We start from the raw sequence: 20,074 nt of genomic DNA on the forward strand, positions 1-20,074 counted from the left end.
CGGGGCCCGGCGGCGGACCGCTCCCCGGCCCGGCCGTGCCGTACGGGGCAGCCGCTCCCGACCGCACCACCGGCGGTACGCGATCAGTGCTCGCGCGGGGCGGGCACGACGCGCTCCACCTCGGGGTGGACGGTGAGCAGTTGCCGCATGGCGGCCTCGGCGGCCGAGGCGTCGCCCGCCGCGAGGGCGTCGGCGATACGGGCGTGGTGCGCGAGGGAGATCTCGTTCGGCCGGTCGCAGCCGATGACCGGGCCGCCGGACACCTGGAGCGCGGAGGAGACGATCCCGGAGAGGTGCTCCAGCATGCGGTTGCCGGCGACCTGGATGAGCAGGGAGTGGAACTCCGCGTCGGCCCGCGAGAAGGTGAGCGCGTCGCCCTGTCCCAGCGCGTGCCCCATGATCTCGACCATGTCGGCGAGGCGCTGCTGGACCTCGGGCCGGCCGTGCCCGGCGGCGAGGCGGGCGGCGAGCGGTTCGATCGTCCAGCGCAGCTCGCTCAGCTCGCGCCGCTGGTCGTCGCGCTGCGGGCCGAAGGCGCGCCACTCGATGATGTCCGGGTCCAGGAGGTTCCAGTCGCTGACCGGGCGCACCCGCGTGCCGACGTTCGGGCGGGCGCTCACCAGGCCCTTGGCTTCGAGCACCCGGAGGGACTCGCGGACGACGGTGCGGGAGACCTCGAAGCGCTGCCCGATCTCCTCGGGCACGAGCGGGCGGTCGGCGCCGAGGTCACCGGAGACGATCATCTGACCGAGTTGCTGGACCAGTTGTCCGTGCAGGCCGCGGCCGCGACTGCCGCCGGTGCGTCGGCCCACGCGCCCCAGCTCCGGATCCGGGGCGTCCCACGCGGAGGCGCCGAGGCGGTCCGCGCCCGGGGTCTCCGCATAGGGGTAGCGATCGAGTTCGCCCGGTCCGGGTCCGGCGAGGCCGGAGTCTGCGGAACGGGCTGCGGTCATCATGGCGTGCGCAAGGGTAGTCACGGATCCTTTGTCGGCGTTGCCTCCAACTCCCTTGAGGTCTTTGGTGAAAAGCACACGAAAGGGTGATCGCTCACACCGTCGCAATTGACGCCTTATCGGAAGGAAATGGGCGTTCTGCGCGGAGTTGTGTGCACGAGGGGAACGGGCGTGCACGGACGGTCGTCATCGGACCCGGCTCCGCAGGCTCGTGAGCAGATACGCGCAGAGCAGCGCCGTCAGCGACAACATCAGCGCGCCGGCGACGGGTTGGGCGATCACACCCGCCACGGCGGCCAGGTAGTGCTCGCCGCCGAACGGCCACCGCACCAGTACGAGCTCGCGCAGCCGGGCCGAGAACCCGGCGGCCGTCCGGACCGACGGCCCCTCCAGGACCTTCTGCACGACCGGCACGACGGCCACCGGCACGGCGAGGACCGCCGCCAGCCCGGCGGTCGTGGAGCGGAAGATGCCCGCCGCCAGGACACCGGCCCAGGCACAGCCGACCATCAGGCCGATCCAACTCGCGCCCAGTTCGATCCAGTCCGGGGGGACCGCGGTCAGTTCCCGTCCGTGGAGGAGGTGGAGCAGGCCGGCGTCCACGCCCACCACGAGGACCGCCAGCGTCAGCGCGGTGAGCGCGGCGACGGCGAGTTTGGCGGTCAACAGCCCCAGGCGGCGGGGAACGGTCCCGCGGTCCGCGGCCAGCGCGGGGTGCCGGAACTCGTCGCCGAAGGCGAAGGCGCCGAGCAGTCCCGCGCCGAGCGCCGCGGGCGGCAGCGGGAAGTCCCGCGGCCACGCGGCGAGCAGCCGCGGCTGCGGGGTGTGGCCCGCCCCGGCCAGCAGGACGCAGACGACGACGGAGGCGACGAGCGCGACGGCCGCGGTCGCCCAGCCGGTACCGACGCCCGTCGCGCGAAGCAGTTCGTAGCGCAGCGGGCGCAGGGGGCCGGACCCCGGGCGGACGGTGATGGGCGGCGGAAGCGGCGCCGACGCGCGCGTGCCCGCCTTCTCCACGGCCCGCACGGGGGGCGCTCCGTCCTCACCGGATCCCTCCMCGGACTCCGACAGGGACGGCGGTACGGGAGCCGCTACGGGAGCTTCTGTGGGGGTCGGCATGGGAGTTTGCGTGGGCGGCGGTACGGGAGCTTGCGTGGGCGCCGGTACGGGAGTCGGCCCCATGTCGCCGACCTCGTCCGCGAGTTGGTGTACGAGGATGCCATGCCGGTAGGCGGCCTCTCCGACGTCGGCGCAGGTGCTGCCGTACACGCAGAGGCGGTTGCCCTCCTCCTGGACGACCTCCACGGAATGCCGGGCGGAACGGGCCTCCTTGACCAGCAGGGCACCGAGCCGCGCCGCGTACGGACTCCGGACGGCGACGCGCGGCCGCAGGCGGGTGCGGGAGAACTCGGCGATCTCCTGGTCGGCGACCACCCTGCCCCGCTCCAGTGTGACGACCCGGTCGGCGGCGCCCGCGGCCTCCTTGGGGTCGTCCGTGGTGAACAGCACGGTGCCGCCCGCGTCGGCGTGGGCGCGCAGCACCCCGTGCAGCCAACGGCCCTCACGGGCGGAGAGTCCGCCGGCCGCGCCGTCGAGGACCAGGGCGTGCGGGTCCGGCAGCAGGGCGCACGCCAGGCCCAGGCGGCGGTCCATGCCGCGCGAGAGCGTGCCGAGACGCTCGTCGCGCAGACCGGCGAGACCCACCGCCTCCAGGACGTCGTCGGCACGGAGTGCGGGTACGCCCGCCGCCGCGCACAGCATGCGCAGTTGACCCCGGACCGTGCGCGCCGGGTGCCCGGGGACCTCGCCGAGGAGGACACCGACCTCGTGCGAGGGATGGGCGACGCGATGGAGCGGGCGGCCTCTGAAGTAGGTGATCCCACGGCCCGGTTGGAGTTCGAGCATGAGTCTCAGCGCGGTCGTCTTTCCCGCGCCCGGAGCCCCGAGGAGCGCCGTGACACGGCCCGGTGGCGCCTCGAAGGAGACGTCGTCGACGGCCGGGGGAAGCTCCTTGCGGGCGTTGCTGGTCAGTCCGATGGCCTGGATCACCCGAAGCAAGATAGCTTGATATGTACCTTTTTACCGTCATCACGGGCAAGCAGGAGAACGGACCCGGTACGGGTTCGGCCGGTCGGCCCCGGGCCGGTGTCAGACCTCCGGGCGGAGCATCGGCGGGTTGAGCAGAGTGGCTCCGCCCGCGCGGAAGAGCTGGGCGGGGCGGCCGCCCTGCCGGGTCGTCGTCCCGCCCGTGGGAACGAGGAAGCCGGGCGTCCCGGTCACCTTGCGGTGGAAGTTGCGGGGGTCGAGCGCCACGCCCCACACCGCCTCGTACACCCGGCGCAGTTCACCGACCGTGAACTCCGGCGGGCAGAAGGCGGTGGCCAGCGAGGAGTACTCGATCTTGGAACGGGCGCGCTCCACGCCGTCCGCGAGGATCCGGGCGTGGTCGAAGGCGAGCGGTGCGGCCTGCTCCCCGTCCCTGCCGTAGCCGCTCTGGTGGAGCAGGTCCTCGACCGGGGCCCAACGCGCGCTGTTGGCGTCCCCGCCCGCTCTCGGCGCCGGCAGGTCGGGGGCGAGGGCGAGATGCGCGACGCTCACCACCCTCATCCGCGGATCGCGCTTGGGGTCGCCGTAGGTCGCGAGCTGTTCCAGGTGCGCACCGTTGACCTGGGCGGGGGCGTCGGGATCGTGCGCGCACAGCCCGGTCTCCTCCAGCAGCTCCCGCGCGGCGCCCTGCGACAGGTCCTCGTCCGGCCTGACGAACCCGCCGGGCAGCGCCCACCGCCCCTGGAAGGGCGGCTCACCCCTGCGTACCGCCAGCGCGCAGAGGGCATGACGACGCACGGTCAGCACGACCAGGTCGACGGTGACGGCGAACGGCGCGAAAGCTGACGGGTCGTAGGGCATGCCGCGATCATAGTCGTCTGCCTGACGATAAACACTCCCTTCACCGGTCGCTCACGTGGCTGATCCGTCGCCCCGGGACAGACCACCACGACACGCGGCGGGCACGGCGGAGGTCGCTGGCAGGCGCGGCCGCGGTCTCCGGCGGCAGGGACGCAGCCTCCGGCGGTCACGGCGGAGGTCGCCGACAGGCACGGGCGCGGTCTCCGGCGGGTACGTCCGCGGTCTCCGGCGGGTACGCCGCGGTGGGGGCCGGTTCTCAGGCTCCCAGCTGCAGTCCCTCGGCCGCCTCCTCCACCACGGCGAGGCCGAGTCTGCTGACGCGCACGGAGAAGGGGGCGCCCGCGACACGCAGCCCGGTCAGCTCGATCTCTCCCAGTGGCGCCTCCCGGACCGGACGCAGCGTCACCGTACGGGCGGGCGCGTCGGGGCGGATCCCGGCGAGGGCGGTGAGCAGGAGGACACCGGCGGCCGCGGCCGTCGCCGCCGGTCTGCAGGCGGTCGGGTGCGGCACCGGGGCGCCGCCTTCGACGCGCTGCTCCCCTGCGTACATCTCGGGCAGCCGGTACCCGAAGGCCTCCGCAGCCGCCAGCACGCCCCGCAGCAGCGAACCCGCCTCCTTCTCGTAGCCCGCGGCCGCCAGCCCCGCCACGGCGAGCGCCGTCTCGTGGACGCGCACGGCCCCGCTGCGGTGCCCGAACGGGTTGTGGCCCGTCTCCTTCGCCCCGAGGCTGCGCAGCCCCCAGCCCGAGTCCATGGCGGGCCCGCCGAGCAGGCGCGCGAGCTGCTCCGTACGCACCTGGTCGAGCAGGCCCGGGGCCGGTGCGCCGGCGCCGAGCAGCCCGGTGTCGAGCAGGTGGACACTGCCGGCGCCCAGGTGCGGTACGACCCGCTCCCCCGGCAGAAGGGCCGCGACCGGTCTGCCGCCTCCTGCATCCTCGATCCAGAAGTCCTCCCGGAACGCGGACCTCAGCTTTTCCGCCCATTCCCTCAGCTCGGTGGCCCCTCCCCTGCTGTAGGCGTCGAGGAGGTCCGCGCCCAGCAGGGCGGCCCGGTGGACGTGCGCCTGGGTCTCGCAGCGCCAGGGTCCGCCCGGATGCGGGTCCGACAGGTACGTGCCGTCGCCGACGGCCGTGCGCAGCCACCGCAGGCAGCGCTCGGCCGCGGGCAGCAGCTCCTCCGTCTCCGCCTCGGAGAGGCCCCAGCGGCGGGCCTCCGCCAGGACCACGGGAAAGAGCAGGGTCGCCTCCTGCCCCGTGCAGCTCGGTGGGAGCCGGGCACCGGTCTGCCGTCGCGGTCCGGGGATCAGACCGGAGTGTGGCCCCGCATCCGTGAACTGCGTACGGGCCAGGGTCCGCAGGGTGCCCGCCGCCAGGCGTGTGCCCAGCGGCAGGGTCATGCGCGCCGCCGCGAGGGCCTCGGCCGGCGCCGCGCCGCAACGCCACGGGGCCCCGGCCGCCAGGTGCAGGTCGGACGGCTGTGCGGGATCACGCAGAAGAAGCGCCTGGAGGTCGTCGATGCAGGTGCGCAGGAACGCCTCGATCCGCGAGTCGTCACCGGTGGCCCGGGCCTGGGCGAAGGGGCTCGCGGCGCCGCGCGCGACGGCCCGGACGGGCCCCGCCCCCGCCGGTCCCACACGCAGTTCCACACTCCGGGTGCCCCCGGGCGGCAGTTCGAACTCCCAGCGGAGCAGCCCCGCGGAGGCCAGTGCGTCCGTAGGCGGCGGTTCGGCCGTGACGACGGAGTGCGCCGTGCCCGACGACCACCGCATACCGCCGTCGTGGACACTGGCGGGCAGCTCGGGCCCGGCTCTCCCCGCCGCGACCGCTCCCAGCTCGGCCAGGTCCGTGCCGAGCGCCACCTCGACGGGGAGGCGCAGCGGCCGGTGGGCCGCGCTGCGCAGGGTGATCCGCTCCGTGCCGTCCGCGTACCGCACACGCTCGACCAGGACGTCCGGGTCGGGTCCGCCGTCGGTGGACAGGCTGAGGGTCGCGACGAACCGCGCCTGGTCGGCCGCGATCATCCGCGCCTGCACGGCGAGCGGCTCCCGGCCCGCCACCCGCAGCCGGCACCGGGAGAGCACGCGCCGACCCGATCGGTAGAAGCCCTCGAATCCGTGGCCGGTCAGCTGCCCCTGATCCGTCGAGATCGCCAGTCCCGGCAGGGCGACGCAGATCAGCGCGGTGTGCGCGGCCGGCAGGTCGACCGCGCCGCGCCGCCCGGCCGGCACGGTCTGCGGAGCGAGAACGGCACCACGGCCCATGGAGGGCTGGCCGGAAGGCACGGAGGGCGTGGAGGACGGGTTGGGCAGAGGCATGGGCGGCTTCTTCCGTGCTCCGTTCGCTGAGTGGGTCCTCGGCGATGTCTGGGGTTCGGCGATACCTGTGTGTGCGTGTGTGGAGAGGCAGAGAGCGAGGGAGGGGGAGAGCAGGTGGCGTATCGGGCTCGGCGGGGTGTGGGGCTTCGAGAAGTACGGGACTCCGACGGAGCGGGCACAGGGACGGGGGGAGGGGGAAGGGGTCGATGCGGTGCGACGGCACAGCCGTGAGCGGCACCACTCAGGTGAACGGGGCGGGCCTCGCCCTCCTGTGTCCTCTCCCGTCCCGCCCTCTCCCGTGTCTGTGCCGGTCCTCTCAGGTGTCCCCCTTCGACGTCCCGAGCTTCGGCGTCCCGGGCTGCCCGGCGCTCCGGCGGGGCCGCCGTGTGGTCCCGGTGCCGTCCGAGCGGGAGCCGGGCCGGTCGACCGCGCTCTCGGCTGCCCGTGTCCTACGCCGGCGGCGGGCAGAGGGGCGGGGKGACTTGACCGGCACCGCGGGCCCGGCCGGCCCGTCGGCGTCGCTGGTGGTGGCGCTGGTGGTGGCGGTGGCGGTGGCGGCAGTGTCCTCCTCGGTACGGTCCGTGCCGTCATCCGCCCGTGCACGGCGGAGACAGCGGCGAATCGACTCCGGGTCCAGGCCCTCGTTGCACGCCTGGTGGAGGAGGCGGGCGAAGAGGTAGGCGGAATCCGCTCCGAGTGCCATGGCCAGGGCCTCCCGGGCTTCCAGCTCGTCGCCGCAGGACCAAGCGACCCACCCGGCGAGCGTGAGCGGAGCGGCGGCGTGCTCGCCGTACGACCCGACGCAGCGGCGGGCCAGGGCCCGCCAGAGGCGCAGGGCCGGTCCGGCCTCGTCACCCTCCATCCACTCCGCGGCCCGGTCCCGTGTCGTGCGGTCCTGCAGGCCGAGGATCAGCAGGGCCGCCTCGTCGTGCCGCAGCAGTTCGTCGTCCCGGAGGTCCGCCGGGAGGGGGCCGGAGCCACGGGCCACGGGGTCGGCGTCCGCCAGCCGGTTCATGACCTGGCGCGCCAGGTCCAGGGTCTGGGCCGCCACGCCGGCACGGCTCCCGTCGTCCAGGATGCGGGGGATCAGCGCCATGCCCATCGCGTCCAGGGCGGACTCCTGCTCCACCGCCGCCCCCGTCTCCCACGGGGCGAGCCGCGCGCGCAGTTCCCGTAGGGTCCCCCTGACCTGCAGACCGGCGTAGGTGGCGGCCGCGGCGAGCACGGAGGTGCCGGGGAGCCCCATCGCCGTGCCGTCCGTCGGGCAGCAGTGCTCGCTCGGACAGCAGTACGACCAGAAGTGGCCGTCCGAGATGCACAGGGCCTCGATCACCGGCACGTCGAGCGCCCCGCAGGCCGTGCGGATCCGTTGTGCGAGCGGACGCAGGCGCTCCATCACCGCGCGACCCGATTCCCCTTCGCCGGGCTCCTGACAGAGGAAGAGGACCATGCTCTCGGGCAGGGCGCCCCTGCGCTCGCTGCCCTTCACCAGGCCCTGCGTCAACTGCTGCGCCGCGGAGGGCCAGTCGTCCCTGTTGCCCGGGATACCGAGCCGGGCCCGCCCGCCGAACCGGCCGCGCCCGTCCCTGTCGTGGAGGGCGACGAGCACGATGCTGTCCTCGGGCCGGTATCCGAGCAGGTACGGCAGGGCGTCGGCCAATTCGGCCGGGGTACGCAGGGTGACCTGGCGCTCGGGGCCCGGGGCGCCGACCGGGCCATGTGCAGTGCCGAATGCCCGACCGTGCGCTGCTCCGTGTGCCGGGCCGGCAGGAACAGCACCGTCCTCCTCCCTCTTAGGCCTGCCGTCACTGCTGTCGCCGCCGCGGCTCGCGCCCGATCCGCCCCCGTATCCGTCCCGCGCGGTCGTTTCGCCGCATCCGCCGATGTCACCGTCGCCGAGGTTCCCGGCCGGTTCGCTGTGGTTCGTCATGCCGTGACCATCCCGCGGATCCGTAAATCCCGCTCCGCCCTGTGGATAACCAGGACCATGTCCGCGTCAGGACTTGTCCACAGTCCGCGGACCTCATTCGCGCAATGTCCGACCCATCGGGTTGCATGGGGCCATGAGCAACGAAGAGCTGCGTGCCGCGGCCGACACCGTCCTCGCCCGCCTCGTCGGCGCGCCGGGAGGCGACGCCCGGCTGCGCGAGGACCAGTGGCGCGCCATCGAGGCCCTGGTGGCCGACAAGCGCAGGGCCCTGGTCGTGCAGCGCACCGGCTGGGGCAAGTCCGCCGTGTACTTCGTCGCGACCGCGCTGCTGCGGGAGCGCGGGGCGGGTCCCACCGTCATCGTCTCCCCGCTCCTGGCCCTCATGCGCAACCAGGTCGAGGCGGCGGCGCGCGCCGGTATCAGAGCACGGACCATCAACTCGTCCAACACGGAGGAGTGGGACACGGTCCAGGAGGAGGTGGCCGCGGGAGAGGTCGACGTCCTCCTGGTGAGCCCGGAGCGGCTCAACAACCCGGACTTCAGAGACCAGGTGCTGCCCCGGCTCGCCGCGGCGACCGGTCTGCTCGTGGTCGACGAGGCACACTGCATCTCCGACTGGGGCCACGACTTCCGGCCGGACTACCGCCGCCTGCGCACGATGCTGGCTGATCTGCCCCAGGGCGTCCCGGTCCTGGCGACCACCGCCACGGCCAACGCGCGCGTGACCGCCGACGTCGCCGAGCAACTGGGCACCGGCGGCAGTACGGACGCCCTCGTCCTGCGGGGCCCGCTGGACCGGGAGAGCCTGAGCCTCGGCGTGCTGCAACTACCGGACGCCGCCCACCGGATGGCCTGGCTCGCCGAGCACCTCGGGGAGCTCCCCGGCTCCGGGATCATCTACACGCTCACGGTGGCCGCCGCCGAGGAGGTCACCGCCTTCCTGCGCCAGTGCGGTCACACCGTGGCCTCGTACACCGGGAAGACCGAGAACGCGGACCGCCAGCAGGCGGAGGAGGACCTGCTCGCCAACCGGGTCAAGGCCCTCGTGGCCACCTCGGCGCTGGGCATGGGCTTCGACAAGCCCGACCTCGGTTTCGTGGTGCACCTGGGCTCCCCGTCCTCGCCCATCGCCTACTACCAGCAGGTGGGCCGCGCGGGACGCGGGGTGGAACACGCCGAGGTGCTGCTCCTGCCCGGCAAGGAGGACCAGGCGATCTGGCAGTACTTCGCGTCGATCGCCTTCCCCCCGGAGGAACAGGTCAGGCGCACCCTGGACGTTCTGGGCCAGGCGGGCCGCCCGCTGTCCCTGCCCGCGCTCGAACCGCTGGTGGAGCTGCGCCGCTCCCGGCTGGAGACGATGCTCAAGGTCCTGGACGTGGACGGTGCCGTGCAGCGCGTCAAGGGCGGCTGGGTCTCCACGGGCGCCCCGTGGGCGTACGACACCGAGCGCTACGCGTGGGTCGCCAAACAGCGTGAGGCCGAACAGCAGGCCATGCGCGACTACGTGACGACGACCGGCTGCCGGATGGAGTTCCTGCGCCGGCAGCTGGACGACGAGGAAGCAGCCCCGTGCGGCCGCTGCGACAACTGCGCCGAGCCGCGGTTCTCCGACGCCGTGTCCTCCTCCGCCCTGGACACGGCCCGCGGGGAGCTGGACCGCGCGGGTGTCGAGGTGGAGCCCCGGAAGATGTGGCCGACGGGTCTGCCGGCTGTGGGCGTCGACCTGAAGGGACGCATCCCGGCCGGGGAGCAGGCCGCCACCGGGCGGGCACTGGGGAGGCTTTCGGACATCGGCTGGGGCAACCGGCTGCGGCCGATGCTGGGCCCTCAAGCGCCGGACGGACCCGTTCCGGACGATGTGGCGCAGGCCGTCGTCGGTGTGCTGGCCGACTGGGCGAAGGGGCCGGGCGGCTGGGCCTCGGGCGGTTCCGACGCCCTGCCGCGGCCGGTCGGCGTCGTCACCATGGCGTCGCACCGCAGACCGCAGCTCATCCGGTCACTGGGCGCGCGGATCGCCGAGGTCGGTCGGCTGCCCCTACTGGGTTCCCTCGCCTATGCGCCGGGCGCGGATGCCTCGCAGGCCTCCAGGAGCAACAGCGCGCAGCGGCTGAAGGCCCTGGACGGTGCGCTGGTGGTGCCGCCCGCTCTGGCCGAGGCGCTCGCCGGGGCCGACGGGCCGGTCCTGCTCGTGGACGACTCGACCGACACCGGCTGGACGCTCGCGGTGGCCGCGCGCATGCTCCGGCGGGCCGGCGCCCAGGGGGTGTTGCCGCTGGTCCTCGCCGTGCAAGGGTGATCCTTGCGTGACGTGGGTAGATACCGGGGAGCGATATATGCGACGGATCACCGCATAGCGGTCCGGTGGCCCCAATTGCTCGTTGCCGCAACCAGATTCGACAGGAAGAATTGGTCTCGCGCCCCGCGTGGTCTTTCGAGACCCCCCGTTCGGGCTGTGCTGCGGCGCGCTCCCCCAGTCCGACCCCCGCCCGCAGTGTGGGCGCGTAGCCGAAGGGAGGACCGTGACCTTCGGATTCGCTCCGTCCTCGTCGGCGTCGATGTCGACGTCCGCCACTTCCGCCAACCCACTGGCCCGGATGCTCGAACCCGCCGAATGGGCCGCGGCAGGGATTCCGCTCCTGCGCAATCCCCGGGAGGTCGTCAGCGGGCTGCACTCCCGGCATCGACCCCGGCCCGCGACCGCGATCGTCGCGGTGCTCGACCCGGACGAACGGCTGAGCGCGAGCGCCTCCTTCATCCGGCGACCGGCTCCGGCGGACGGCTGGATGTTCCGCAACGCACTACTCGCGCAGCTGCGCCGGGTCATCCCGCACGACCTGCGGCGCCGCACGCCGGTGCGTACGGCCGTCCTGCTCTACTGCCGTGACGGCGACGCGCGTTGGACGGAGGAGGACGGGGCGTGGATGTGGGGGCTGCGGGACGCCTGCACGCTGCACGGACTGCGCTGCGGGGCCTACATCACGCTGACGCGTGACGGCTGGCAGGTGCTCGGCGAAGGCCGGGGAGGACGGCGGCCCAACGCGGACTCGCAGCCGGAGTCACTGGATTCGTTCGCGGTGGCCGAGGCGATACAGCCGCGTACCGGTGGCGTCGCTTCGGAGGTACTGCGGCGCGCGGCGGCCCGCTGAGCCGACGATCCCGGCGCGCGGCGTCACCGGCGGAGTCGCCGGTCGACGCCACCGACCGGAACCACCGGCCGGCGCTGCCGACGTCGCCGGAACGGGCACGCACCCGGCGAGCACGGACCGGAGCCGCCCTTCCGGTCTGGCCCGGCCCGGTTCAGTCCGGTCCGATCCGGTCCGGCCTGATCCGGTCCGACCGCGCCCAGCACTTCCCGGACCAGTCCGGCACCTTCCGGTCCTTTCCGGTCCAGTCAGGCCCGGTCCGCTTCGCCGCGCTCGGCCCGGTTCGCTTCGCCGTGATCAGCCAACGCCGTCCTGCCCCGGGGCTGTAGGACCGTCGAGTCACAGGACTGACGGGCCACTGGGCCACCGGGTCACCGGGTCACAGGACCGACGGACTGCTGGCCGAGCCGGAGGATCGCCGGGGCGCAGGTCGTGGAGCGGCAGGACCCCATACGGGCCGGACCAGGCCAGGCCGAAGGCAGCGGCGACAGCGGGCCGGGGCAGTGCCCCGGTCGCGCTCGCTCGCCTCCGGCGGTGACCGCCGACGCCGGCACGTCCCCGTACCGGCACACGTCAGCCCGCTCTCCGTGCTTGTCGCGTGCTCCGAGCAGGTGCCACCGCGGTGGCACCCGGTCGTGAGGTCCTGAGGTCCCCCGGAAGAGCGGGAGTCCTCAGACCCCCGCGCCCAGCGCCGAGTTGATCCGCTGCGGCTCCCCGCAGACGATCAGCAGGGTGCCGGCCCGGCCACGGGCCAGCGGCAGGGCGGCGGCAACGGCGTCGTCGGGCCCGCCGTTGACGGCGACCACGACCACGGGCCGGGACGCGGCACGACCGAGAGCGGAGGCGTCGGCGTAGAACACGTCGTCCCCCGCGTCGTGCTGGGCCCAGTACGCGGCCTCGCCGAAGGACAGCTCGTGCGCGGCCCACGGGTGCGGTTCGCCGGTGGTGATCACCAGCACCTCACCGGGGGCCCTGCCCGAGTCAAGGAGCAGGTCGACCGCTTCCTCGGCGGCGTCCAGCGCGCCCTCGGCCGAGGCCGGGATCAGCTGGAGCTGCGGAGTCGGGGCAGCGGCGGGGGCCGCCGGGGCGGCAGGCCCCGGCTTGGCCACGGCCGTGTCGCGCGGCGTGCGTTGCACAGGCGGCATCGGCCGGACAGGACCCGGACGGCCTGGACGGTACGGGACGGGGGGTCGGCGCGGTGCGGCCGGTGGCCGGACTGACGCGGGGACCCTGGGCACTCTCGTGAATCTGAGGCTCCTCGGGAATGAGAGGCATGAGCTGATTTTTATCAAACACCGGTGCGACACGCGTAGGCGGGTGGCACATGAGTGCGAACGGGATCGTCAGAAATCGAAGCCGAGTTGCCCTTCGATCTCCGGAACGTTTCCGTCCGCCCAACTGCGGACCTTCTTGAGGTGCCGCCACTGGGGCAGCGCATCAAGATACGCCCACGACAGCCGGTGGTACGGGGTGGGGCCCCGCATCTCCAGCGCGGCCCGGTGCACCGGCGACGGATACCCGGCGTTGGCCGCAAAACCGAAGTCTGCATGGTCGGCACCGAGTTCGGCCATCATTTTGTCGCGCTGGACCTTGGCGATCACCGAGGCGGCCGCGACGGCGATGCAGGACTGATCGCCCTTGATCACCGTACGGACCCGCCACGGGGTGCCCAGGTAGTCGTGTTTCCCGTCGAGGATGACCGCGTCGGGACGCACCGGCAGCGCTTCGAGCGCGCGGCAGGCGGCCAGCCGCAGTGCGGCCGTCATCCCCAGGTGGTCGATCTCCTCCGGAGAGGCGTGCCCCAGGGCGTGCGAGGTCACCCACTCGGCCAGGATCGGGGCGAGAGCCGTGCGCTTCCTGACGGTGAGGAGCTTGGAGTCGGTGAGGCCCTCGGGCGGGCGGCGCAGGCCCGTGACCGCCGCGCAGACGGTGACCGGACCGGCCCAGGCGCCGCGCCCCACCTCGTCGACACCAGCGATGACCTTCGCCCCGGTCGTGGCGCGCAGGGAGCGCTCGACGGCGTGGGTGGGTGCTTCGTACGGCATGACGCGATCAGCCTACGCCGCCCGCGATCCCGTACGACACCCCGGTTCCCCGGAGCGCTCCGGGAGCCCGCGGCCAGGGGCGTCCGAGGCCCTGCCACGCCGCCGCGGCACCCTCGACCGAGCCGACCAACAGGAGCGGGTCAACACGCCCCGTCGACAGTGCCGGTCAGGCGCCCTGCGGCCGGAGCAGCGGGACCATGAACTGGTCGATCATCTCCTCGATGTCCCGCTCGCTCCATTCGCTCCCGCACACCTTCGAGCGGTACATCATCATGGCCGGGATGGCGTCGAAGACGTAGGGGTTCGCCGCGTCCGGCCGCACCTCTCCCCGCCGTATGCCTCGTTCGATGACCTCACCGAGCAAGTTGACGGTCGGCTCGATGACCCCCTTGAGGATCACCTCCTGGAAGCGCTCGACCTGGGACGCGTCGCATTCGTGAATCACCGAGCGCAGGGCGAACCCGGGGCGCGAGAACATCGCCTCGCGGGCCCGCCGGCACAGTTCCAGCAGGTCGTCCCGCGTGCTCCCCAGGTCGGGCACGTCCCGGAACGGGAGCAGTCCTGCCTGGAGCGCGTCCGCGACCAGGTCCTCCTTGGACGGCCAGCGGCGGTAGACCGCGGCCTTGCCGGTCTGGGCGCCGGCCGCGACGCCCTCCATCGTGAGGCCGTTCCAGCCGACCGTACTGAGCTGTTCCAGTGTGGCGTCGAGGATCGCGCGTTCGAGTACGGCACCGCGCCTGCGCGGAGCAGCCGCCTGCACGGGCGCGACCCCCTGAGCGGGTGCGGCCCCCTGGGCGGGCGCGACCTCCTGAGCGAGGGAGGCCGCCTGAGCGGGGGCGGCCGTCCAACTCGACCTAACCATGGGCCTGTCTCCGTTGAGCGGGTGAGCGGTACGCACGTGCGGACGTACGTACCGGGCGGGCCGGGGAAGGCCCGCGGGCGGACGGGGGCGGGAAGCGGAAAACGGGAAGCGGCGGCAACTCAAGTGAACGCTTGCGTTCACTGTCGGGGACTCACTACCTTGTGACGCGACAGTGAACGCGAGCGTTCACTAACGTACCCGTGGGGGACTCAACAGTGACAACCTCTCCGTTGATACAAGATCAGAAACCGGGAGCGGCCCGCCGGGAAGGACATCCCGGCATCGCGCTCGCCGTCATCGCGGCCTGCCAACTCATGGTGGTACTCGACGCGACGATTGTGAACATCGCGCTCCCGCACATTCAAGGCGCCCTCAAGTTCTCCACCACGGATCTCACCTGGGTGGTCAGCGCCTACACGCTCACCTTCGGCGGTCTGCTGCTGCTCGGCGGCCGGGCCGGCGACATCCTCGGCCGGCGCCGGGTCTTCACCGCCGGCATCCTCCTCTTCACCGTCGCCTCGCTGCTCGGCGGCTTCGCCCAGGAGCCCTGGCAGCTGCTGGCGGCACGCGCCCTGCAGGGAGTGGGCGGCGCGATCGCCTCCCCCACCTCGCTGGCGCTGATCACCACGACGTTCCCGGAGGGGCCCGAGCGCAACAGGGCCTTCGGGGTCTTCGCGGCGGTCTCGGCCGGTGGCGGCGCGATCGGCCTGCTGGCGGGCGGCATGCTCACCGAATGGCTCGACTGGCGCTGGGTGCTCTTCGTCAACGTGCCCATCGGTCTGCTGATCATCCTGGTCACGCCGCTCTACATCAGCGAGTCCGAACGGCATCCGGGGCGCTTCGACATCGCCGGGGCGCTGACCTCGACGCTCGGCATGGCCTCGCTCGTCTACGGCTTCATCCGGGCCGCGGAGGAGGGCTGGCGGGACAGCCTGACCATCGCGTCCTTCGGGGCCGCGGTCGTCCTCCTGGTGGTGTTCGTGCTGGTCGAGTCGCGGGCCAAGGAGCCGATCACCCCGCTGCGGATGTTCGCCGACCGCAACCGCTCGGGCACGTACGTGATCATGCTGAGTCTGGCCGCGGCGATGTTCGGCATGTTCTTCTTCATCGTCCTGTTCGTGCAGAACGTGCTGCAGTACACGCCGATCGAGGCCGGCCTGGCGTTCCTGCCGGTCACGGCCGCGATCGTCGCCGGCGCGGGTCTGTCGCAACGCTTCCTGCCGGTGCTGGGCCCGAAGCCCTTCATGGTGGTCGGATCGTCCCTGGTGGCGCTCGGGCTCGGCTGGCAGACCCTCATCGATCCGGAGAGTTCGTACGTCGGCGGGGTGCTCGGTCCGATGCTGCTGTTCGGCTTCGGCATGGGGCTGAACTTCGTGACCCTCACCCTGACCGCGGTCTCCGGGGTGGCCGTGCACGAGGCGGGCGCCGCGTCGGGCCTGCTCAACGCCACCCAGCAGGTCGGCGGTTCGCTCGGTCTCTCCATCCTGACCACGGTCTTCGGCACGGCGAGCCGCGAGGAGGCGGAGAAGCAGGTGGCGGACTTCATGGCCACCGCCTCGCCCGAGCAGAAGGCGGAGTTCGCGAAGACCCACGAACTGCCGGCGCCCTGGAGCCACGAGGTGCTCTCGCACGGCATCTCCACGGCTTTCATCCCGGCCGCCGCGATGGCCGTACTGGCCCTGGTCGTCGCCGTCCTGGTGATCCGGGTCCGCAAGAGCGACCTGGAAGCGCTGTCGGGCACGGCGGGGCCCGCGGCGGGCTAGCCGGTCACCCCCGCGACGGCCGGACGGGCCGGGTCGCTGCCTCCGACGGACCGCAGCGGCTCGTCGAGTCCGTCCAGCGCGGGCACGGCGTCGGCGGACAGCCCGCGCGCGTAGGCGAGGTCGAAGCGGCCCGTCTCCTCGTACCGCTGGACGTTGCGCTCGGCGATCAGGGCGTCCGGCGACAGGATCCCGAAGGCGAGGACCCCCGCGGCGGCGGAGGCCAGCACGGCGCGCGGCAGCCAGCGGGCGCCCAGGACACCGGCCGCCATGATGAGCACGATGACCAGGCCCAGCCACAACTCGACGCCCACCACGGAGATCCGCAGCCGGGTCAGCCCGTACGCCTCCACGTACATGTCCATGCGCCGCACCGCGGAGGCCACCACGACGAGGGCGAGGGCGCAGAGGGTGCCGAGGACGGCGCGTACCAGCGTCCCGTCGCGCGCGCCGTCCCGCGGGGCCCAGCGCAGGGCGAGGACGACGACCACCAGGGTGAGGAGCGTGACGAGGAGCAGCTGCCAGAAGCCCTGGCGCGCGTACTCGGCGTACGTCAGTCCGGTCTTCTCCAGCACGGCGTCGTACCCGCCGAACAGGACGGCCAGCTGGACGGCGTTGAAGGCCGCGAAGAGCGCGGCCAGCACGACCAGGGGCAGCGCCCACTCGACGCGGCCGCGGGCGCGTCCCGGGGGCACCTCGACGCGGTCCCACCGAAGGGGCGCCGCGGCCGTGTGCGCGACGGCCAGGGCGCCGGCCACGCCCATGACGAACAGGACGAGGCGCCAGGGCCCGCCGGAGACCGAGGCGTCCGGTACGAGGCTTTCGAGGAGGTCGGCGAAGGCCGCGTCCGCCCCGGCGAACAGGGTGCCGAAGACCACCAGCAGGACCGCGGCCACCGCGGTCGCGCGCAGCACCGGGGCCACGTGTCCGCGGGCGCCGCCGGTCCGTGCGCGCAGTCCGCGCCAGCCCCAGCGCGGCCCGGTCAGCAGCGAGGTGTAGAGGCCGATCGGGCCGAACAGCATGCCGGGCCAGGTGCGGCCGCCGTGCAGCGCGATCGAGCCCACCGCCGCGGCCGCGACGACGGCCAGGAAGGACGGCCAGTCGGCGTCGCGCAGCGCGGGGACGACCAGCAGGGCCAGTCCCCCGACGCCCCACACCAGCGTCCAGGGACGCGGACGCCGGCCCGCCCGCCCTGCCGCGAAGTACGCGCCGAGCGTGAGCGGGACGGCCACCATCAAGAGGTTGAGCGCCAGCCCCTCGCCGAGCAGGAGCATGCTGAGCAGGCCTGTGGCCAGGGCGGACCAGAGGGTCGCGGTACGGACCGGGGCGGGGGTCCTGGGCCGGATGTCCGCGAACCAGGACTCGACGGCGGGGCCGGGGCCGCCGCCCCACGGCTCGCTCCCGCCCTCGTCAGCGCCCTGGTCTTGCCCCTGGCCACGGTCGCGGTCGTCCCCGTCCGGGCCGGGCCCGCTCTTCCGCGCTCCGGCGGCAGCCCTGTCGTCCCGGGCCGCGGGAACAGTACCCACGGACTCTGTCGCTGCCCCCGCGGACCGCGCCTCCGGTCCTCCCGGCTCGTTCTCGGACGGCTCGTCGGACACGGGTCCCCCTCCCGACCGGCTCCGGCAGCACGCGGCGCGGGGCCGTGGGAGGACTCGGTGACCGGTTGCTCGTCGGCACCGTCCCGTGATGATCATCGAGCGGTGTGGCGGAAAGGTTAACCGGGGCACAGTCGGCACGGCCCGCCACCCTCGCTCTGTGGCAGGGCTGTGACACCGACCGGCATGCGGACCGGGAGGAAAGAGGCACGCGCGCGTGGGCCCGCCTACGGCGCCCCCGGCACCCACTCCGGCAGCGGCTCCGTCCGCCCCGCCCGTGGCGGCCACGACGCCCCCGACGATGGCGCACGTCGTGTCCGTGTCGCCGCCCACCCGTGCGGTCGTCCAGAAGGCCTCTTCGTAGTCGCCGAGGGCGCGCGCCGCCGACCAGAGGGCGAACGGCACCGTGTCGTGCGCGCTCGTGCGCCGTCCGCAGCCCAGGACGGCCGCCACGGTGACCGCGTCGTCGTAGTCGAGCATGTCCCGGGCGCGCCGCAGACCCGCCTCGACGGCGCTGCGCGGCACGAGGGCGATGACCCCGTCGAGCAGGGCGCCGGGCGCGGGCGGGCCCTGTGGCGCCGCGGCCAGTGCGGCCGCCGCCGCCACGGCCATGGCGCCGACCACCGCCTCACGGTGCTGGTGGGTGGGGTACGCCGAGATCTCCGCCTGGTGCGTGGCCTGCTCCGGGTCGTCCGCGTACCAGGCGCCCAGGGGCGCGATACGCATCGCCGCGCCGTTGCCCCACGAGCCCTGCCCCCGGAAGAGGGCCGAGGCCGGTCCGCGCCAGTCTCCGCTCTCCCCGATCTGCCGCAGCAGCCGGTCGACGGCGGGCCCGTACCCCCGGCCGGCGTCGTGGTGCGCGGCGAAGGAGCGGGCCAGGGCGTCCTGGTCGATGCGCCGGTGGGCGGCCAGCGTGGCCACCACGGAGGCGGCCATCTCGGTGTCGTCGGTCCACTTCCAGGGTCCGGGCGGCAGTATGCGGTCCTTGAGCAGCGGGTGGTTCGCGGGCGCGGAGAACTGCTGGCCCAGCGCGTCCCCGACGGCGAGCCCGCGCAGACCGGCGAGGGCGCGGCCGAGACGTCCGTCGGGAGAGGGATCGGCGGTAGAAGGATCGGCGTTCATCGCACTGTCACCTTAGCCATTGATCCAGCTTGCCCACTTACCCACTTGTCCGCATATCTACCCGGTCTGCTTATTTGCCTGGGCGGCCTGTCCGCCTGGCCTGCCTGTCTGCCCGGCTGCCTGGCCTGTTTATCCACCTGGTCCGCCGCTTGCGCTCACCCACTGATCCCGTAAGGCTGCGGATCCCCGTACGGTTCCGGTTCGCGCCAGCGCTCGAAGGGGCGGTCGATCGCGTACTTGCCGTCCTCGCCCAGGACGAGCATCCGCATCTCGGCGTTCCCCGGGTTCGACAGCGACTCGAACTCGGCGACCGTCCAGTGGAACCAGCGCATGCAGAACAGCCGCATGGCCAGGCCGTGGGTCACGAGGAGCACGTTGGGCGGGTGGTCCGGGGCCTCGAAGCTGCGGAAGAGGCTCTCCAGGAAGTTGCCGACCCGGTCGTACACGTCGGCACCGGACTCGCCCTGCGCGAAGCGGTAGAAGAAGTGCCCGTACGCGTCGCGGTACGCCTTCTGCAGGCGTACGTCGTCCCGGTCCTGCCAGTTCCCCCAGTCCTGCTCGCGCAGCCGGGGCTCCTCGCGGACGCGTACCTGCCCCGGGTCGAGGTGGAAGGCGCGGAAGGTCTCGTGCGTGCGGCGGTACGGGGAGACGTACACGCTCACCCGCTCGTGGCCGAAGACCTCCCTGAGCCGCTTGCCGGTCTCCTCCGCCTGCCGCCACCCCTTCTCGGTGAGCGCCAGGGCGTGGTCGGGTTCCCGCTCGTAGACGGAGTCATCGGCATTGCCCACCGACTCGCCGTGCCGGACAAGGACGATGCGCCGTGGACGTGCCATACCGGAACCCTAGATCGGGTCGGGCCCGATCGAGCACTCGTACGGGCTCCATACGTCACAGGTCACACGAATCCGCGCTCCGGGACCCTGCGCGGCACCCGTCCGGAGAGCGTCGCGGTCTCAGACGGTCCAGGTCGGTTCCAGCTGGACTATGTCCCCGGTGAGGGCCACGACATCCGCCTCTATCTGGGCCCGCAGGGCGAGCCGCTCCACGCGCTCGGCCCGGTACTTGCCGTGCTCGGCGGCCGACTGCCACATCGACAGGACCAGGAACTCGTGCCCGGGCGCCTCCCCGAACAGGCCCCGGACCATGCCGGGCGAACCGGCCATCGCCGGGTTCCAGACCTTCTCCTGCATCAGGGCGAAGTGCTCGGCGCGCTCCTCGCGCACGCGGCAGTGCGCCACCCGCACCAGATCGGTCTCGGTGAAGCGCGGCTCGAAACCGGTCTTCACGTCGAAGCGGTGGTCGAAGAGCGTGGCGTGCTGGTCCTTGAAGGTGCCCGCCTGGGAGGAGGCCAGCCGGTCGTGGGAGCGCGCCATGAAGGAGTCGTAGAAGGCACGGCTCTCCCAGAAGGCGAAGACATGGGCGACTCCGGGCCTCCCCCGGCTC

The 20,074-nt window shown here is 73.3% G+C and carries 13 protein-coding genes and 1 pseudogene; 3 read left to right on the forward strand and 11 right to left on the reverse strand.

Going from position 1 to position 20,074, the window contains the following annotated elements; all coding sequences use genetic code 11:
• Window positions 1–83 precede the first annotated feature (83 nt).
• The 5 genes from FGF04_RS34065 to FGF04_RS34085 form a co-directional block, all read right to left on the reverse strand.
• Window positions 84–977 (reverse strand): FadR/GntR family transcriptional regulator, encoded by an 894-nt coding sequence (locus FGF04_RS34065; RefSeq protein WP_149515259.1) that lies wholly within the window; start codon window positions 975–977, stop codon window positions 84–86.
• A gap of 162 nt (window positions 978–1,139) precedes the next feature.
• Window positions 1,140–3,002, reverse strand: coding sequence for an ABC transporter ATP-binding protein (locus FGF04_RS34070; RefSeq protein ID WP_149515260.1), 1,863 nt, complete (start codon window positions 3,000–3,002; stop codon window positions 1,140–1,142).
• 99 nt (window positions 3,003–3,101) lie between these two features.
• A complete protein-coding gene (locus FGF04_RS34075) occupies window positions 3,102–3,860 on the reverse strand; it encodes an NUDIX hydrolase (RefSeq protein ID WP_149515261.1) in 759 nt (252 codons plus the stop codon).
• 256 nt (window positions 3,861–4,116) lie between these two features.
• Entirely contained in the window at window positions 4,117–6,174 is a 2,058-nt protein-coding gene (locus FGF04_RS34080) for a glycogen debranching N-terminal domain-containing protein (protein WP_149515262.1), read from the reverse strand.
• A 316-nt stretch (window positions 6,175–6,490) separates the two neighbouring features.
• The gene (locus tag FGF04_RS34085) at window positions 6,491–7,834 is read right to left on the reverse strand and encodes a DUF4192 domain-containing protein (RefSeq protein ID WP_408055704.1); all 1,344 of its coding nucleotides are present in this window, start codon (window positions 7,832–7,834) and stop codon (window positions 6,491–6,493) included.
• Window positions 7,835–8,237: 403 nt separating this feature from the next.
• Here FGF04_RS34085 and FGF04_RS34090 point away from each other — a divergent pair, with 403 nt between their 5' ends.
• Both FGF04_RS34090 and FGF04_RS34095 read left to right on the forward strand, forming a co-directional pair.
• On the forward strand, window positions 8,238–10,400 hold the full coding sequence (locus FGF04_RS34090; protein WP_149515263.1) for a RecQ family ATP-dependent DNA helicase: 2,163 nt from the start codon (window positions 8,238–8,240) through the stop codon (window positions 10,398–10,400).
• A 223-nt stretch (window positions 10,401–10,623) separates the two neighbouring features.
• Window positions 10,624–11,250 (forward strand): hypothetical protein, encoded by a 627-nt coding sequence (locus FGF04_RS34095; protein WP_149515264.1) that lies wholly within the window; start codon window positions 10,624–10,626, stop codon window positions 11,248–11,250.
• 668 nt (window positions 11,251–11,918) lie between these two features.
• On the opposite strand, the pseudogene FGF04_RS34100 reads toward FGF04_RS34095, so the two are convergent.
• The 3 genes and pseudogenes from FGF04_RS34100 to FGF04_RS34110 all read right to left on the reverse strand — a co-directional run bounded on the left by FGF04_RS34100 (window position 11,919) and on the right by FGF04_RS34110 (window position 14,154).
• Window positions 11,919–12,522, reverse strand: a pseudogene (locus FGF04_RS34100) (hypothetical protein).
• 68 nt (window positions 12,523–12,590) lie between these two features.
• Window positions 12,591–13,292 (reverse strand): ribonuclease HII, encoded by a 702-nt coding sequence (locus FGF04_RS34105; RefSeq protein WP_149515265.1) that lies wholly within the window; start codon window positions 13,290–13,292, stop codon window positions 12,591–12,593.
• A gap of 166 nt (window positions 13,293–13,458) precedes the next feature.
• Entirely contained in the window at window positions 13,459–14,154 is a 696-nt protein-coding gene (locus tag FGF04_RS34110; RefSeq protein ID WP_149515266.1) for a TetR/AcrR family transcriptional regulator, read from the reverse strand.
• A gap of 215 nt (window positions 14,155–14,369) precedes the next feature.
• Here FGF04_RS34110 and FGF04_RS34115 point away from each other — a divergent pair, with 215 nt between their 5' ends.
• Window positions 14,370–15,917: an MFS transporter gene (locus FGF04_RS34115; protein WP_149515267.1), complete on the forward strand. Its 1,548-nt coding sequence runs from the start codon at window positions 14,370–14,372 to the stop codon at window positions 15,915–15,917.
• On the opposite strand, the gene FGF04_RS42180 is transcribed toward FGF04_RS34115, so the two are convergent.
• From FGF04_RS42180 to FGF04_RS34135, 3 genes are all read right to left on the reverse strand, one after another.
• Window positions 15,914–18,631, reverse strand: coding sequence for a DUF4153 domain-containing protein (locus tag FGF04_RS42180; RefSeq protein ID WP_408055705.1), 2,718 nt, complete (start codon window positions 18,629–18,631; stop codon window positions 15,914–15,916). The genes FGF04_RS34115 and FGF04_RS42180 overlap by 4 nt on opposite strands.
• A 155-nt stretch (window positions 18,632–18,786) precedes the next feature.
• On the reverse strand, window positions 18,787–19,464 hold the full coding sequence (locus tag FGF04_RS34130; protein ID WP_149515268.1) for a histidine phosphatase family protein: 678 nt from the start codon (window positions 19,462–19,464) through the stop codon (window positions 18,787–18,789).
• A gap of 120 nt (window positions 19,465–19,584) precedes the next feature.
• Window positions 19,585–20,074 (reverse strand): DUF4937 domain-containing protein (locus FGF04_RS34135; protein ID WP_149515448.1); only part of this gene is annotated, 490 nt, incomplete at its 5' end.

Source organism: Streptomyces apricus, from assembly GCF_008369065.1.
GTDB lineage: Bacteria > Actinomycetota > Actinomycetes > Streptomycetales > Streptomycetaceae > Streptomyces > Streptomyces apricus.

Excerpts from the sequence above, each read along its gene's own strand:
- FGF04_RS42180 (WP_408055705.1), bottom strand. The coding sequence starts at position 18,631 with ATGAACGCCGATCCTTCTACCGCCGATCCCTCTCCCGACGGACGTCTC.
- FGF04_RS34130 (WP_149515268.1), bottom strand. The coding sequence starts at position 19,464 with ATGGCACGTCCACGGCGCATCGTCCTTGTCCGGCACGGCGAGTCGGTG.
- FGF04_RS34090 (WP_149515263.1), top strand. The coding sequence starts at position 8,238 with ATGAGCAACGAAGAGCTGCGTGCCGCGGCCGACACCGTCCTCGCCCGC.
- FGF04_RS34110 (WP_149515266.1), bottom strand. The coding sequence starts at position 14,154 with ATGGTTAGGTCGAGTTGGACGGCCGCCCCCGCTCAGGCGGCCTCCCTC.
- FGF04_RS34080 (WP_149515262.1), bottom strand. The coding sequence starts at position 6,174 with ATGCCTCTGCCCAACCCGTCCTCCACGCCCTCCGTGCCTTCCGGCCAG.
- FGF04_RS34105 (WP_149515265.1), bottom strand. The coding sequence starts at position 13,292 with ATGCCGTACGAAGCACCCACCCACGCCGTCGAGCGCTCCCTGCGCGCC.
- FGF04_RS34075 (WP_149515261.1), bottom strand. The coding sequence starts at position 3,860 with ATGCCCTACGACCCGTCAGCTTTCGCGCCGTTCGCCGTCACCGTCGAC.